Annotated in this window: 15 protein-coding genes and 1 tRNA gene; 13 read left to right on the top strand and 3 right to left on the bottom strand. The window is 57.4% G+C overall.

Annotation, left to right across the window (positions count from 1 at the left end):
• Both DFO46_RS23680 and DFO46_RS23675 read left to right on the top strand, forming a co-directional pair.
• Positions 1-1,117, top strand: a 1,117-nt coding sequence (locus DFO46_RS23680; RefSeq protein ID WP_147412803.1) for a type IV secretory system conjugative DNA transfer family protein, incomplete at its 5' end; no start/stop codon positions are given.
• A 242-nt stretch (positions 1,118-1,359) separates the two neighbouring features.
• Positions 1,360-3,342, top strand: a complete 1,983-nt coding sequence (locus tag DFO46_RS23675; protein WP_245422717.1) for a MobA/MobL family protein — start codon at positions 1,360-1,362, stop codon at positions 3,340-3,342.
• A gap of 40 nt (positions 3,343-3,382) precedes the next feature.
• Here the strand turns inward: DFO46_RS23675 and DFO46_RS23670 are convergent, their stop codons facing one another.
• Both DFO46_RS23670 and DFO46_RS23665 read right to left on the bottom strand, forming a co-directional pair.
• On the bottom strand, positions 3,383-3,673 hold the full coding sequence (locus DFO46_RS23670; RefSeq protein WP_120279357.1) for a hypothetical protein: 291 nt from the start codon (positions 3,671-3,673) through the stop codon (positions 3,383-3,385).
• Entirely contained in the window at positions 3,670-3,819 is a 150-nt protein-coding gene (locus DFO46_RS23665) for a hypothetical protein (RefSeq protein WP_183042026.1), read from the bottom strand. The genes DFO46_RS23670 and DFO46_RS23665 overlap by 4 nt, the downstream gene beginning before the upstream one ends.
• A gap of 743 nt (positions 3,820-4,562) precedes the next feature.
• Between DFO46_RS23665 and DFO46_RS23660 the strand changes: the two genes are divergently transcribed.
• Positions 4,563-4,637 (top strand) — tRNA-Gly (locus tag DFO46_RS23660).
• Between the two features lie 102 nt (positions 4,638-4,739).
• Here DFO46_RS23660 and DFO46_RS23655 read toward each other — a convergent pair.
• On the bottom strand, positions 4,740-5,012 hold the full coding sequence (locus DFO46_RS23655; protein WP_147412802.1) for a hypothetical protein: 273 nt from the start codon (positions 5,010-5,012) through the stop codon (positions 4,740-4,742).
• A gap of 42 nt (positions 5,013-5,054) precedes the next feature.
• On the opposite strand from DFO46_RS23655, the gene DFO46_RS24215 reads away from it, so the two are divergent.
• The 10 genes from DFO46_RS24215 to DFO46_RS23600 all read left to right on the top strand — a co-directional run.
• A complete protein-coding gene (locus tag DFO46_RS24215) occupies positions 5,055-5,816 on the top strand; it encodes a hypothetical protein (protein ID WP_245422716.1) in 762 nt (253 codons plus the stop codon).
• A gap of 443 nt (positions 5,817-6,259) precedes the next feature.
• Positions 6,260-7,213 (top strand): XamI family restriction endonuclease, encoded by a 954-nt coding sequence (locus DFO46_RS23640; protein WP_120279354.1) that lies wholly within the window; start codon positions 6,260-6,262, stop codon positions 7,211-7,213.
• Positions 7,210-8,784 carry an Eco57I restriction-modification methylase domain-containing protein gene (locus DFO46_RS23635; protein WP_210210668.1) on the top strand — a complete coding sequence of 525 codons (1,575 nt, stop codon included), beginning with the start codon at positions 7,210-7,212 and terminating at the stop codon, positions 8,782-8,784. Before DFO46_RS23640 ends, DFO46_RS23635 begins: the two co-directional genes overlap by 4 nt.
• A 331-nt stretch (positions 8,785-9,115) precedes the next feature.
• Complete coding sequence (locus DFO46_RS23630) at positions 9,116-9,919, top strand: hypothetical protein (protein WP_120279353.1); 804 nt, start codon at positions 9,116-9,118, stop codon at positions 9,917-9,919.
• Between the two features lie 45 nt (positions 9,920-9,964).
• On the top strand, positions 9,965-10,519 hold the full coding sequence (locus DFO46_RS23625; RefSeq protein ID WP_120279352.1) for a recombinase family protein: 555 nt from the start codon (positions 9,965-9,967) through the stop codon (positions 10,517-10,519).
• A 216-nt stretch (positions 10,520-10,735) separates the two neighbouring features.
• The gene (locus tag DFO46_RS23620; protein ID WP_120279351.1) at positions 10,736-11,068 is read left to right on the top strand and encodes a DUF3768 domain-containing protein; all 333 of its coding nucleotides are present in this window, start codon (positions 10,736-10,738) and stop codon (positions 11,066-11,068) included.
• A 276-nt stretch (positions 11,069-11,344) separates the two neighbouring features.
• Positions 11,345-11,986: a ParA family protein gene (locus DFO46_RS23615; RefSeq protein WP_120279350.1), complete on the top strand. Its 642-nt coding sequence runs from the start codon at positions 11,345-11,347 to the stop codon at positions 11,984-11,986.
• Positions 11,983-12,279, top strand: a complete 297-nt coding sequence (locus DFO46_RS23610) for a hypothetical protein (RefSeq protein ID WP_120279349.1) — start codon at positions 11,983-11,985, stop codon at positions 12,277-12,279. The genes DFO46_RS23615 and DFO46_RS23610 overlap by 4 nt, the downstream gene beginning before the upstream one ends.
• 45 nt (positions 12,280-12,324) lie before the next feature.
• Positions 12,325-13,416, top strand: coding sequence for a replication protein RepA (locus DFO46_RS23605; RefSeq protein WP_120279348.1), 1,092 nt, complete (start codon positions 12,325-12,327; stop codon positions 13,414-13,416).
• 734 nt (positions 13,417-14,150) lie between these two features.
• On the top strand, positions 14,151-15,483 hold a 1,333-nt coding region (locus tag DFO46_RS23600), incomplete at its 3' end, for a type IV secretory system conjugative DNA transfer family protein (RefSeq protein ID WP_183042025.1).

The following is a 15,483-nucleotide window of genomic DNA, read 5'->3' as shown; positions in this document are numbered from 1 at the left end:
CTGGCGCGCCGCTAATGTAGGCAAAGTCTATCGGTTTGCGCCAAACGATCGTGAGAACTCCCTGCATTTCAATCCGCTGGATTTCATTTCGATGGATCCGGACGAGGCTTACGAAGAGTCCGAACGGCTCGCAGAATTGCTCACTGTACCGCCCGAGGAGGGCGAGTACTTCGATGAGCGCGCTATCCAGGTTATTCGCGCAATGGTGCTCTATGTCGCCCTGACACGCACCGGAGCCGAGCGCTGCATGGAATCCGTGCTGGACCTTCTCAGCGGTATCAACAACGATCCGTTGGCAGCGGAGCGAGCAGGGGACGCGGACGACGAAAATGCGCCGTTCAATGCGCTGATCTCTGACCTTATGATGCACGAAATGCCCACGCTTCGCCGCATGGGCAGCTCGCTCAATAAAATGCCGGTCAAGCAGCGGGAGGGTGTATTCGATACCGCACGCACCAAACTGAAGGTGTGGGAATCGCCTGCGATTGCCCGTCTGACACGCGATACGACTTTCAAGCCGGAGTTGCTACGCGGAGAGCGGGCGACGCTCTACCTGTGCGTAGACCTTGGCGACATAAAGCGCTTTGCGTCTGTTTTGCGTGTCTTGCTAGGGAGCTGCATCAGCGTCTTGTGCAAAGGCACACCGGTTGCCGGAGCTGAAGCCGTCACGTTCTTCCTTGACGAGTTGCCGCGCCTGAAGCGAATGGATGTGGTGGAAGAAGCGCTCGATGTCGGGCGAGGTTTTGGCGTACGTCTTTGGATGTTCGCACAAAACATCGGTCAGCTCAAAACCAGCTACCCGAATGCGGAAGGCATGGTCGGAAACTGCCTGGCGCAGTGTTACATGAACCCGGACGCTGAGCGCTCGAAATGGCTCTCCAGCCATCTCGGTATCCGTCGCGGCCTTCTTGATGGAAGCGAGCGGCCGTTGGTCGAAGCTTACGACCTTACAGGGTCAGACTATGCTGACAAAGTGGTGGTCATGCTGAACGGCATGGACAATGCGGTTCTGACTAAGCGCCCCTACTATGCTGACCCAGAGGCAATGAAACGCGCATCCCAGGTCGTCCCGGAAAGCTCGATCGCCGATAATCTGACGCCTGACCTAGCGAAATGAACAATGCCTTTAGCGCCACACCACCTACCCCATACGAGGAGGGGCGGTGTGGCGCGCGATGTTTTACCCCCTGGGCATAACCAACAAGGGCGGGGGCACGGCTCGTCTGTCGCTTCGCTTAGTCAGACTTGGCCGTCACGTTGCCAGTAGAGGGGCCTGGTGGTAGCGTAAAACATCGGTAGAGCGCACTTATGGGTTTGCAAGAGCAAACCCGTGCTCCTCTAGGGACCATTGGTAGAAGTATGGCGATATACAGCCTGCATCATCAGCCTATTGGGAAATCCACGCAGGCGCGGCCTCATACGGCCGCCGCCCATGTCCGATACATTACCCGACCTTCTGCCGCGAGCCACATCGAAGCCGCCCGGATGCCCGATAGGCCGGGCAGAGCGGCTAATTTCATGCGGCGAGGCGAGGACGGTGACCGCAAAAACGCGCGGGTTGCCGACAAAGTTTTGCTGGCTCTCCCTCGCGAGCTCGACGCCCAGCAGCGGGCTGATCTGGTGCGTGCTTATGCGGAGGATGTCACGCAGGGGAGGGCGCCTTGGCTCGCCGCCTTCCACGATCAAGGCAAGGACGCCCACAACCCCCATGCGCACCTCCTAATTCGTGATCGTGATCCAGAGACAGGTAAGCGAGTCGCTGGTTTGAGCGAGCAGGGCAGCACCGAGAAGCTACGTACCTTGTGGGAGATGCACGCCAACCGTGCCCTTGAGAGGGCAGGGCGGCCGGAGCGCATCAATCGGCGCACTTTGGAAGTGCAAGGCGTGGAGCGCGCGCCTACGGTTCACGAGGGGCCAAAAGCGCAACAGATGGAGCGACGCGGTGCCAGGCCCGTGAGCCGTAAACACCGCTACCGAAACAGACCTGGTTCACGGCTACCCCATCGCCACGTTGACTATCGGGAAATCGACAAGGGCCGATCTCGACCCGCCTACAATAGGGCTGTCAGAGAAACACCCGCCGACTATTGGCGGGCGTTGGATGAGGACAAACAGACACGGGAGCTGGATGAACTCCGGGCCATTCACCACCGAGCGGAATCAATGATACCCCCGCTCGTCGGTGGGTCGGTGTCGCATAGCAACATCAATCAACATGGCGTCAATTCGGGCGTCTTGTTCGGCGGCTTGTCGGGCGTTCTCTTCCCGCCAGCGTCGCCGATCTCTTTCATGAGCTTCCCAACTGGACTCAAACCATCTGCGGATTGGGTTTTGGGGAGAGAGGGATATCAAAAACGTACCGACAGCTTCGGTGAATCTATCGACAGAGGCGGTAATAATTCCCACGTATTAGCTATTATGGGGAATGAAATTCTATCTGACAAGGGGGTGCATATGAGTGTCGATGACCGAGATAAAGCTATGAGGGAAGCCGACTTGGCGCAGTGGCGAGCCAAGGAAGGCAAGAGCAAGGCGGCATTGGATAATGCAATGGACGCTGCCTTCTATTTTCCAAAACACTCGGGGAAGCGCATTGGCAAGGTTTATGACAAGGGTGGAGTTGAGTCACTTAAGAAGGCGTTTCATGAATACCCTCATGGCGGACAGTTTGGTATTCGGCCTGGCAGTCTGGTGAAGAAAGAGGGATACCAGAAGGGGGCAGCAGAAAAACGCCAAGCTGCCGGTCCGGCCCGTCGTGAGATACCGAACCTGTGGGATAGACACGCTCAGGATAAAAAGCAGCTGGATGCGGCAGAGCGGTCTTACGCGGAGAAGTTCGGCAAGGCACCGTCGCCCACCCCGAGCACGCCAGCGGACGGCCAAAGTGCGCAGTCAAAAGCTCCTGAGCAGAAGCCGCAGCAGACGCCTCAACATCAGCCCTCAAATTTTCAACAGGCGTCACCGCACCAAAGGGCTCAAACGCCGAGTGCTGACTCCCAAAACCGTCAGAACAACGACGTGATGCGAGACGCGCGTGAGCGTCTCGCCGCTGAGCAGCATCCAGCCCATACTCGTAATACAATCAAGTCTCAGGCGCCCCCTCAGCCTTCGCAGTCTTCGCTTGATGACCGGAAGAACAACGAGGCCATGAAAGACGCCCGCGAACAGCTTGCAGGCGAACGTCACCCCTCTCATGCGCAGAATACCGCTCAGCCTGGATCGCAGGCGCAGGACGATAAGCTTGAAGCACGTCGTCGCATGATGGATCAGATGCGCGATCGCCAGGCCAAGGAAAAGGAACTGGAAAAGCAGAAAGGCAAAGGAATGGGGATCGCGGATTAGTTTCACGTCCCCACACTACCCTTCCATGACATATCGAAGACTACCAGCTCACGACGAGAGCTTTAAGCGAGGTGTTATCGGGCTGGATGCGGACCTCCCACTGGATATGAAATCCATCCTTCTCCAGCTCGGCGACGGTTGCCAAGGCAACCTCGGTCTTCGTCAGGTCTAACGGCTTGAGTGGGGCAATGACCACGCGGCTATAGCCTTGCCCGGCTGCCTCGCTAATGGCTTCCTTTACCAGCTTAACAGTCAGCAGCTTTTCTGCTTCGCGTTCGCGCGCCTGGCGCGCCATCTCTTTTACGCGTTCAAGGATCGGGGGGCTTTTCATGCCGCACTCTCCTTGTGTGTCATGGGAGCGAAGCGGCGCCCCAGATAGGTGTCGGTCACATCGAGGCGCCCATGGCCCAGCTCATGGGAGATTTCCAGGCGGGCCGCGCGGTCGCGCGCTGCCTGGGCTGGGGTCATGGTGTCCACGGTCGGGCCGCCCGCAGCGGGGCAAGACCATCCGGTGAGCACCTTATAGCGCCATTGGGCATAGGGCCGTACAAGTGGGCGGGGGTTTGGCGTGGTGCGCCGTCTGGCGCTTCGGTTGAATAGGCATGTCAGGTTCTCCTTTCCGGGATAAAGGGGCGGCATTGGCCCGTGGGTTGTTGCAAAGATGGCTCGGTGTCAGCGCTGGCAAGGTTCGAGCAAACCTCGCCAGTCCCTTATGCCTCCGTCCTTTATCCGTTCCTGACGCGTAGCCGAGGTGCTGCCCCAAACAGTCCTGGTCACGCTGGGTACGCCCTGTCACTACCGTGACGGCACGGTAGTGACAGGGCTGCCTTTGGCGCCCAGGTGTCGCCGGCACCACACCTGCCGGCGATCGGGCGGGGGTCCCTCCCGAACCCTCCCTGTGGCCTGACGTGCGCCAGGCCAACGGGAGCTAGGCACTCCCGCACCCAGCCCGTGCAGGCTTAGGGTCTCCGTTCCGGGTGCTCCGAGTGGTGCGCGCTCCGCACCCTCCTCTCCGACCTCCCAGCCTGCACGCCGCAGGCGGTTGGGGCTCCCGCCCCTCCGCCTACGGATCGCGTTGCGAGCGGCAGAAACAAAAAAACGCACCGCTTGCGCGATGCGTTTAGCCGGTTTCCTACCCGGCCTTCATCCTACCACCCCCACCCTTTGGAGGAAAGCACCTCTTGACCCCGTCGGTTGGCGTCGGGTTGCGCCCTGACCATGCGTCAGTAGCTCAACGGTAGAGCGGTCGGTTTCCTACCCGACAGATGCGGGCTCGAAACCCGTCTGGCGCTCCACTTCATGGCTGCCCGTGCCGGTCTTGCCATTTTACCCGACGCACCGAGGCGTAAAGAGGGTGCTTGATTTGGTAGTACCCCGCCCACGGGTGGGTAGGATGATTATGTTTCCTCTTGGGCATCCCTGAGCCCGCACCAGACACCTGCCGACGGGACAATGATCGGTCGCGCCTGGACCGTGACCGCATAGCGCTCACTCAGACGCTCCACGATGCGGGCGGTAATCGCCTGGCGCGCATTATCACGGGCCGTGGCATCCACCCCGGCCCATGCCCGTGCCATCGCATCCGGCACTACCGTCAGCACCTCACCGATGTGATGCTCGATGCGGCTGCGGATGACCTGAGCGCCGTCACGGCTGAAAACCAGTGTCACGGCTATGTCCCGTGCAATCGTCTCAGCCATCTGCGGGATGAGGTGAACATCCCGGCGACGGCTTTGGCCACAGCCTGCAAAGCCGCGCACCATCGTTTTTCGCAGACAACCGAGGCTGATGCCGACATGAAGTTGGAGCGCCTTGAGCGGATCTTTATGCATATGGGGCTGGCCTTTTTGGCTCTGAGACAGGATTTTGTTCCTATTATGTTCTCATGCGCCATAAGGTCAATATGCAGGTGCGCCACAGTCACAGCGGCGAAGCATCGGCGCCTGCTTGTCATGGGGGAGAGCTGGGCGCACCCTCCTTGCATGTTCCGATTACCGGTCACGTTGAAAGCAAAGGGCGAAGAGGCTGAGGCCTCGTTCCGCGCTTGGCTCAACCAGTCCGGGGTCGCCTTCCTCTACGTCGAGCAGTCCCCGCTGAACGTGCCCGATCGTCTCCGGGGGAAGATCAAACGCCCGGATTACCTGGTCGGTATTCCTCATGCAGGTATGATGGCCTTCGACGTCAAGGCGAAGTCCACCTATGACGATCACCTGCTGTTTGAGGTGGGCGAAGTGGACAAGCTCGCCTGTTTCGAGGCCTTTTTCCATATGACCGTGAACTTTGCCTGCCTGGATCTCAATGAGCCGGGGCACTTCTATTGGGTGCCCTTGCGCGCCCTGATGGGGCGCGCGATCGAGCGGCGCGGACGCGCCAGGGTTATGGCCTTCCCGATCGCTGACGCCTTGAAGGCGGACATGGCAGAGGGGTTTCTTGATGCCTATAGCCGCTTTAGCCAGCGGTCTCTGGGCATTTAATGAAGAGGATCTAAGGGGCGTTGCCCCTCGCGTGGGCAAGGGGGCGGTCTCCCGAGGCTCCGCGCTGCGCTTGTGCGCCCGCCGCCTGAAACGCTTGCCCTTGCTACCCCCAAACCTCGCCGGTCAGGCAGGGTTGCATGGCTGCAACCTCGCATTTAAGCACCTCAATGCGCGCGTAGGGGGTATCGTAAGTTCCGTACGCCCGTTTTCTGTGCAGCAAGCAGCTATTTCCTTGACCCTCGCGTCGACATGTCGACACCATGCAGCATGGAAAACAAGCCGAGTCGACAAAACAGCGTGTCAGAGAGGAAGATCCTAGGGGTCAGCCTCTCCCCTGAAATGGCCCTACAAGTAAAATCTGAAGCCGCGCGTCGTGGCGTGACGGTTCGGAAACTCTTTGAAGAAATGTGGGCGCAGTATAAAATCAAAGAGAGTAATAAATAATGCCCGTAAACTTGGATAAGCCTCACAACTGGAAAACCGATGTAGCGTTATCGGTAGATATGTACAATGACTGGTTTATGAATTTTGCGCCAAAGGCGTTTCGAGATACACGTATCGAAACAACAAGATCGGTTTTGGCAACGCTGGCAGCTACGGGCAATCTTACAAATTTGCAGCCTATCGTTCTCCGTGCGCACCCAGAGTCGTTATCGACGCTGCGGATGTCTACGTGCCCACCAATAGCCGTTGACCGGCTTATAGGCCTTTCAGGTGCATCAGCCTCCCTTGTTAAAACTATGGAAGAAGGCAAGCTGCCTGCGCGGATGAACGCAACAGACTTCAATGCAAATCTGCTGAAAATTATCTCTATAGTTCAGCGCATGGCTGACCCGGATATTTTCGTATGGTTGGGACGTGAGGCCGTTGCTACGGAAGCTGAGGTATTGAGAGCAGCAACCATTGTCGCGGACCGTCTGTGCGGCGCAGTTGCCAATCCCATCATCCGCAATGCCCAGGAAAAGCGGCAGCTTGCCGCCATCAAGGCGTGGCTTGAAGCACGGCAATACCGGCAAGTCCCCAACGGCACACGGTTTGATGCCATGCCGCCCGGCACGTTCAGCTTCCGCATGAACGTGCCGGTGAAGCTCGAAGGCGGGTTGCAAACCATCAATATTCCTGTCGATGCAGTCATTAAGCCACACGGCTCGGCCGCCGAAGAACTGCCCATCTTCTTTGAAGCCAAGTCCGCTGGAGACTTCACCAACACCAACAAGCGCCGCAAAGAGGAAGCCGTGAAAATGGCGCAACTTCGGAGTAATTACGGTGGTCAAGTGAGGTTCAACCTGTTTCTATGCGGATATTTCGATAGCGGCTATTTGGGGTATGAAGCCGCCGAAGGGATTGATTGGGTGTGGGAACACCGGATAGACGACCTGGCGGAGTTTGGCCTGTGAGCAAACGTTTTGACATTGACGCCATGGAAAGCCAGCGCTTGACGTTGCAGGCGATCTTGGACGGTCAAAAAACCCAGGCCCAGCGCAATAAGCTGGGGCAGTTCGCCACTCCCACAGCGCTGGCGCGGGACATCTTGGCCTACGCCAAGGATATGTTACCGACGGACCTACCCGTGCGGTTCCTTGACCCTGCCATAGGCACCGGGGCCTTTTACTCCGCCCTGTTGAAAGTTTTTCCTAAGTCCAGCATTGAGGCCGCACAGGGATTCGAGATTGACCGGCATTATGGGTTGCCCGCTTCCGACCTATGGGATGGCACCGGACTAGAGCTCAGCCTGGCCGATTTTACCACTCAGGACGTTCGACAGCGTTTCAATCTGCTCATTTGCAATCCCCCTTACGTTCGACATCATCACATGGCGAATGAGGAAAAGGCGCGCTTACAGCATCGCAATCAGTTGGCCTGCGGCACAAAATTCGGTGGCCTCGCGGGCCTTTATTGCTATTTCCTCGGCCTTTCACACGCTTGGCTCGCCCCGGGTGCCATATCTGGCTGGTTAATCCCCAGCGAGTTCATGGATGTGAACTATGGCCAGGCGGTCAAACGCTATCTTCTGGAGCGAGTGACCCTACTGCATATTCACCGTTTTGACCCCACCGACGTACAATTTGCCGACGCGCTTGTATCGTCCGCCATTGTCTGGTTCCGTAACGAACAGCCGCCCGCGAACCATGCCGTTGAATTCAGTTTTGGTGGTTCCATGAGAGCGCCCAAGCTGTCAAAAATGCTTCCGGCGGCTGAATTGGCGAAGGAAAAGAAGTGGACCCGTTTCCCTGCAGCCGATGTACGGGAGAAATCCACGCTACCGGTGATTGCCGATTTCTTTAAAATCAAGCGCGGCCTGGCAACCGGCGACAATGGCTATTTTATTCTCAACGCTGAAACCATCGCCGCCCGTGAGCTTCCACTTGAATGTTTCCGACCGATTTTGCCCAGCCCTCGCTATGTAAGCGGGGAAGAAATTACGGCCGATGATGCGGGCTTACCCCGCTTGGACAAGAGGCTGTTCCTTCTCGACCCCCGTTTGCCAGAGCGCGAGATTGAGGAACGCTACCCGAGCCTTTGGGCCTACCTGGAAGAGGGTAAGCAGAAGGGGTTGCATGAGCGCTATCTCTGTCGTCACCGTAGTCTTTGGTACAGCCAGGAGAACCGTCCCCCTGCCCCCATCGTATGCACCTATCTCGGCCGTGGCGACTCCAAAAGCGGCCGACCTTTCCGCTTCATCCTGAACCACTCGCAGGCGACCGTTGCCAACGTCTATTTGGCTATGTACCCGACACCGATTTTGGCCCACGCTTTAGCTGAAAAGCCCGGCCTCATTCGCGTGATATGGGAAGCCTTGAACCAGATCAGCCCTGACCAGCTTCTAGGGGAGGGCCGAGTCTACGGCGGTGGCTTGCACAAATTGGAACCGAAAGAACTAGCGAATGTGCCAGTTCCAGAAATTGCAGCACTTGTGCCCAACCTGCCTGTGCGTCAGTCCGATATGATATTCGAGGCCGCAGAATAGGCTTTGCTTAAGCAAATGATACGGTCCACAACGCGATGAGGTAGCTAGATGGCAAAAAACCGTGTTCTTAGCACAGCGCAGAAGGCGATGAGGCAGCGAATCGATGCGGGCTTTGCATCCTCATCTGCCCATGGCGAACGAGGGATCACAAAGGCTGAGCTTCGAGCATCAATCCCGCCATACGACGAGTCAATGGTCAAAAAGGTTGGCATGACTCCGAAGAAAAAATCGCCAAAGAAGTAACGATACAGAAGACACTTCGGCCTAGTTTACTCCAAAATAGACAATTCCAAGGACAGAAATCCCCACCTTTGTGCACACCTAGGTAAACATGACCGAAGAAGAATTGCGAGTTGTTTGGGATGCAATGTCGAGTGTCGTTGCCGATAGAATGAAGGTTTATACCCGGTCGTTCGTCGCGATACTTGCGGGTGATAGCAAAGTAGGAACGGGCACATTCATAAAACAAGAAGAAGTTCGCCTCCTCACGTGCGAACACGTAGCTAGGTTCTACCCGGTCGCCTACCACGTCGACGATAGAGGGACGACGAACATTCAGCCATTGATATGGTGCGTTGAGCCCGATGAAAGCAAGGACGTGGCTATGGCGTCTATCCCTGCTGTTGAGTGGGAAAGCTCCATTACGACCGTGCGGCCTCTACCCATAGCGAAGTTTGCACCGAGCCACCGGCCCGTAGAGAACGAGTTGCTGTTTTTCCGTGGAATTGCAGGCGAAAACGTTGGATACATTGGCAATTTTGGGTCCGATGTTATTCTTACTGGGTATTGCTCGCAAGAAAAGCGCGGAACCAGCGACAAGGATATTTTTGAAATCTTGTGGAGCCCTAAAAACTCTACCATTTCCCGGGGCACGAGTGAGACAGCGCGAGAACGCTTGAAACACGACGATCCCGCCGGGTTCAGCGGGTCACTCGTCTGGAACACACGGTTCGTGGAGCTGGGCTGCAATATTTCGAGGTGGAGCCCAGACGATGCTGTCGTGACAGGGTTGCTCCGCCGTTATGACGACGATACCGACACTCTCCTCGCTTGGCGGGCAGAACATATGCACGCTTGGCTGCAGTCGCAGCGTTGCACAAATCAGGATTTATGCAACACCCCTCCCCTCCCCTGAAATCAATCTGTTGCGCGTTGCATAAGTCCGTTGCACAATGAGTGCATGATTTACGGATATGCGCGGGTATCGACAGACGGACAAACACTGGATGCCCAGCGTGAGGCGTTAAGTGCGGCTGGAGCCGAAAAGACCTTCGCGGAAACCGCGAGCGGGGCGAAGAGTGACCGGGCGCAGCTCGCCCGGCTGATGCAGGCGGCGCAGGACGGTGACACTGTTGTGGTGACACGACTCGACCGCCTAGCCCGATCGACCCGTGACCTCTTGAACATCCTCGGGACCTTTGCCGAGCGTGGCGTGGCGTTCCGGTCAATCTCCGATACCTGGGCCGACACCACCACCCCCCATGGGCGGCTTATGCTAACGGTTCTCGGGGGCTTAGCGGAGTTCGAGCGCGAGCTTATCAAGAGCCGCACCAGTGAGGGCCGCAGACGGGCCAAGGAACGCGGTCAGGCGTTCGGCCCGAAGCCGAAGCTGACCCAGTTTCAGCGTCAGGAGGCCTTGCAGCGAAAGGCGGAGGGTGAAGCCGTGCGGGAGATTGCCAGGTCATACAATGTCAGCGGCAGCACCATTTCACGGCTCAAAGCCGAGCCAGAGTGACGTTATAGCGCTACAGCGCTACAACGCTATCTGCCTTGTTGATAGGTCATTAGTTGGCTTCCGGTGAAGCGCCGGGGACGATGCGGCACACCTACGCGATAGGGTGAGGTGGCATCCATGCCCTGCCCGCACCAACCGAGTTGTGCAGGACACCCCTCCCTCTCCCGCGTCCTTCGGTGGCGCGCTCCGGCGCATCAACCAAGGAAAGCCAAAACTATGCACCCAACCACCATCACAACGATCGCTCGCTTGAACGACCTGTTGCGGACAACCTTTCTAACTGGCCGCGTGCTGATGACCGAGGGCATCCGCGCCCTCCCCGAGGATCTGCAAAGCCGCATCATCGAGGCCGTCCAAACTTTCGATGGCTTTGGCCCGGAGAATGACCCCTTCGGTGAGCACGACTTTGGGGCCGTCACTGTTGAAGGCCGGAAAGCCTTCTGGAAAATCGACTACTACGCGCCCGACATGCTGTGCGGTTCGGACAACTCAGCAGACCCCAAACAGACACAGCGTGTGCTTACGATCATGTTAGCGGAGGAGTATTAGGCTCCCCTCCCCTACCCCGTGCCCTTGGTGGCGCGGGGTAGGTTTGTTACCGTGACTCATGAAAGAAGACCTGGTGCTCTATCTCCTGTTGGGATTACTGGCCGTCGGCGCGATTGCCGCGATGTTCAGCAACCTTATCCGGCTGCTTGCATGGGCGGGAGTCGACGTTATGTAACTCTATAGCGTTGTGACGCCTTAGCATCATAGCTCTACAGCGTTTCGACGTTGTCACGTCATAACGCTTTAACTCTGCGGGCAGCGTGATACGTTACCCTCATGCGAATCATTACCCTCGTCACCCAAAAGGGCGGAACCGGCAAGACAACTCTTGCCGCCTCGCTCGCCGTTGCGGCCCAAGAGGCCGGTGAAAAGGTGCTCGCGCTCGATCTCGACCCCCAGGCATCTCTGGCGACCTGGGGCGAGTTGCGCGAGGCCGACCTACCCCATGTCGAAAAGGTTCCGGCCTCGGTGGTTGCCGACCTGCCGAAGTTGCTGGATGGGGTGAAAGGGCAGGGGTTCACCCTGACCATCATTGACACCGCCGGGGCTGATAACCCGACCACCCACATAGCCATGCAGACCGCTGAATTATGCCTGGTGCCGATCCGCCCAACGCGGATTGATGGCAACGCAGTGCTACCCACCGCGCAGGCCTTGCAGCGCCTCGAAAAGCCGTTTGCATTTATCCTGACGCAGTGTGCTCCCCAGCCCAAGAATGCGCGTGCCATGGAGATGGCCGCAGGCCTCAAGACGCTGGGTGTGTTGGCTGAGCCGAACATTGCGCAGCGGGCCGACCACCAGGACGCCTATGCAGCAGGGCAGGGGGTCACGGAATACGCTGCTGACGGCAAAGCCGCCGAAGAGGTGCGCGCCTTGTGGCAATGGGTCAATAAACGCATGAAAGGAATAACGCGATGAGCAAGCCATCCAGACCGTCGGTGTTTGGCGCTGTGACAGCCCCGGCTGCCAACGCTTCCACCGCTGACACCGGCACGGTGGAGCAGACCACGAAACCTGCCAAGGGTGAATCCGGCATGTTCAAAACGAGCATTTACCTGCCGCTGTCCGTCAAGGACAAGCTGGAGGAGATCGCCTTCCACGAGGGTCGCAAGAAGGTGCATGACCTGTTCATGGAGGGGATTGATGCGGTGCTTAGCAAGCGTGGCTACGCCACCACCGCCGAAATGAAAGACAACTCTAAAGCGTCATAACGCTACAGCGCTACGACGTTATAGAGCCAAGGAAAGAAAGGACGCATGACCATGAGCGACGACACGACGCCCGATGTAGCGCTCATCCGTGATGCCGACCTTAAGCAGGAACTGGAGCGCCACAAGCGACGCAATCTGCTGCCCAAGATGCTGGCCCTGGAGGTGCGCATCCTCATCGAGCGACAGACCGAGCGCGATGCCGCCGAAGCCGAACGCCAGTCGGCGCTGGAGGCCATGCCGCGCGAGAAGCGGCGCCGCGCCCAGGTGCACGATCACTTCCTGAATGAGGAGCCGCAGGCCGAAGACTTGCGCCACCTGCACAGCGTCCTCGCCATCTGTGGCCTGCCTTACGACCGGCTGCCCCTCGACGTACGCGAGTATAGCCGCGAGCAGGGCAATATGGCGATCGACGTCACCGCCGGTTCCCTACGTGGGCCGGATGGTTCCAAGATGCTCCAGCCGCTGCCCTTTGGGCCAAAAGCGCGCCTGATCCTGATGCACCTTTGCTCCGAAGCCATCCGCCAGCAAAGCCCTACGATTGAGATCGCGGACACGTTCACCGCCTTCGTCCGCGACATGGGGTTTTCCGATAGTGGCGGCAAGAAGGGGCCATTGACCGCGTTCCGCGAGCAGCTCAACGCCCTGGCCAGTTGCTCCATTAAGATATCGTCGTGGAACGGCCACAAGGTCAGGTCCAGGCAATTCTTCCCGATCGAGGAAATGGACGTCTGGCTATCCGCGAACCAGGATCAGCCGTCGCTGTGGCCGTCTACGGTGACGTTCAGCAGCACCATGTTCGAGAGCTTGCAGAAGCACGCGCTGCCGGTGAACGCGCGCGCCGTGCGCGCCTTCCAGGGCAGTGCCCGTAAGCTAGATCTGTATTTCTGGCTGGGATGGCGCATACACAACATCAACGAGCCGCTGCACATCAGTTGGGACGCCATCACCGAGCAATTTGGCTCCGGCTTCACCCGCCAGCGCGACTTCAAGGCCAAGTTCAAGGAAGAAGTCGGACACCTCAAAGAGGTGCTGCCGAAGCTGCCGTTGAAGCTTACCGAGCAGGGCCTCGTTCTCAGCCCCGCAGATCCCACGGTTTTGGCGCTGCCGCCCGTACGCAAGCCGCTGAAAAAGGCGTGATTCGCCCGAATCTTAGCTCCGCAGACTTGGTCGCGCAGGTGCGTTTTCAAAACCCTTTAAAATCCGACACTTATGGGAGTGCCTCCGCAGACTTGGTCGCGCATCTCCGCAGACTTGGTCGCGCATACCGTCCATTCTCCGCAGACTTGGTCGCGCATCTCCGCAGACTTGGTCGCGCTAATTCCGCAGACTTGGTCGCGCCTTACCGCAGACTTGGTCGCGCTCCCTATAATAAGGATACAGAACACTTATCAGAACAGCGCAGAACATCATCAACACACTCTCTCAAAACGCTTTTCCAGAATTTCAGAAAAAAGAGCTTTTTGGATTTTTTGAGAGAAAAGAGGGGAGGGGCCTTAACGGCGAATGCCACCACCCGAAGGCAGTGGCATCCTAACCCTTTACGGCCATCGGCTTCCCAGCCTGTACCGTACAGCCATTGAATCACAGGTGGCCGTAACTGCCAAGAGCAAGGCCGGACTGGTGGCTCCTGACGGCCACCAGGGCCCGTCAGGAAGCGTTTTTGCTGTCAGGATGTAGGTCGGTTCGGATTGGCTACCTAAAACCCCCCTAACCCTTTTAGAAATATCCTCGGGGGTGTGGGGGCAGACAGCCCCCACTGTGGCCCGCGCTGAAATACTCGTTTACCGCGATAATTTACCAATCGTTTACAATCTGGATTGTCACCACCTCTAAACTTTGCTGAATTATATTTTTTGGGGCCGGGGATAACAATGATAGATTGGCTTAAGGGGATCGTTTCGAAGCGCGTTGCCGAAGCGAAAGCAAAGCGTGAAGATGAACGCCAGCGACGTGCAGAGCCGCAGCTTACCGATTCTGAAAAGGATCTTTTCAGAAGATTTCTAAAAGTTAAGAAGCATATACCAGATACTATTCTGGCAAAAATGCCATCTGTACCAGACGCGGAAACCGCTCTTAATCGACGGGAAATCCGCGCTGTAGTATCGATATCGGTGTTTCCAGGCATTGTTGAAAAGGGTGAGGAGCTTCACGCAAAGGCTGCGGCAGAGGAAGAGGTACGTCGTGTCGCTGCGGCCAAAGAGGCGGCAGAAAGACGCGCAAGAGAGAAAATCGCTGAACAGCAACGCCAGCAAAGGGAATTAGCCAATGCGTTGGCAAATATCGATGCGACCTATGCCAACGAATTGAACCCGGTCCATGTGTCTCTCCAGGGCTTGCTCGATAGCTTGGACACGAAATCTCGGGGCAATATCCATGAGATTTTCCATGAGGAGCGTACCGGGACCAAAATTGGTAGCGATAGCAGCGCTAAATCCGCTACGGGAATCCTCTTTGAGTTGGCTATAGACGCAAGTTCCATCGGTTTTTCTGCCAAGGCGTTTAACGATGGCCTTCGTGGATCAAGATTAACGCGGACACTACGGGATTTTCCTGAAGGCCACCGTGCGATCCTGCGCCTTGCTGATATTCTTGCCGTGCTGAAAAAACTCTCCGATGCAGAGGTTTACGGCATCCGTCTCGCGCTTATCTGGAATGACGGTAAAACGCAGCTCTCAGCTCCCCCGAACCTAACGCGGCCCCGGGATGGGGCGGCCTTCAAGAAATGTGTCTCACAGCTGATCGACACCCGGGTAGGTTCGCCCGAAAGTGCGGCTGAGCTGGTACAGAACAAATGTCGCGCGATCCTGGAGGGGAAGGGCGACTCCGAGGAGAAGGCCGTGCTGAATCGCTATTTGTACAGCGGCACACGGTGGCTTGTGTCTGGAGGAATTAAGCCACTAATCCCGAACGGGGTTACTGATAAGGCGTTGCGCCTTGGCATTTTCGCCGATGGCGAAGAGTTCTTCTATGATCGTAACGAAAGCCTTATCACCATCGCGCCGCCCGGTACGGGTAAGTCCACATCCCACGTCATGCGAAACCTTCTTTATCTCAATGGCCCGGCCGTGGTCTTGGATATCAAAGGAGATATGTATGCGGCGACTGCCGACTGGCGCGCCGCTAATGTAGGCAAAGTCTATCGGTTTGCGCCAAACGATCGTGAGAACTCCCTGCATTTCAATCCGCTGGATTTCATTTCGATGG

The sequence above is a fragment of the Rhizobium sp. AG855 genome (assembly GCF_003610655.1).
Taxonomy (GTDB): Bacteria; Pseudomonadota; Alphaproteobacteria; order Rhizobiales; family Rhizobiaceae; genus Allorhizobium; species Allorhizobium wuzhouense.
The sequence above is the reverse complement of the archived record's forward strand: the minus strand, read 5'-3'. Positions and strand labels throughout refer to the sequence as shown.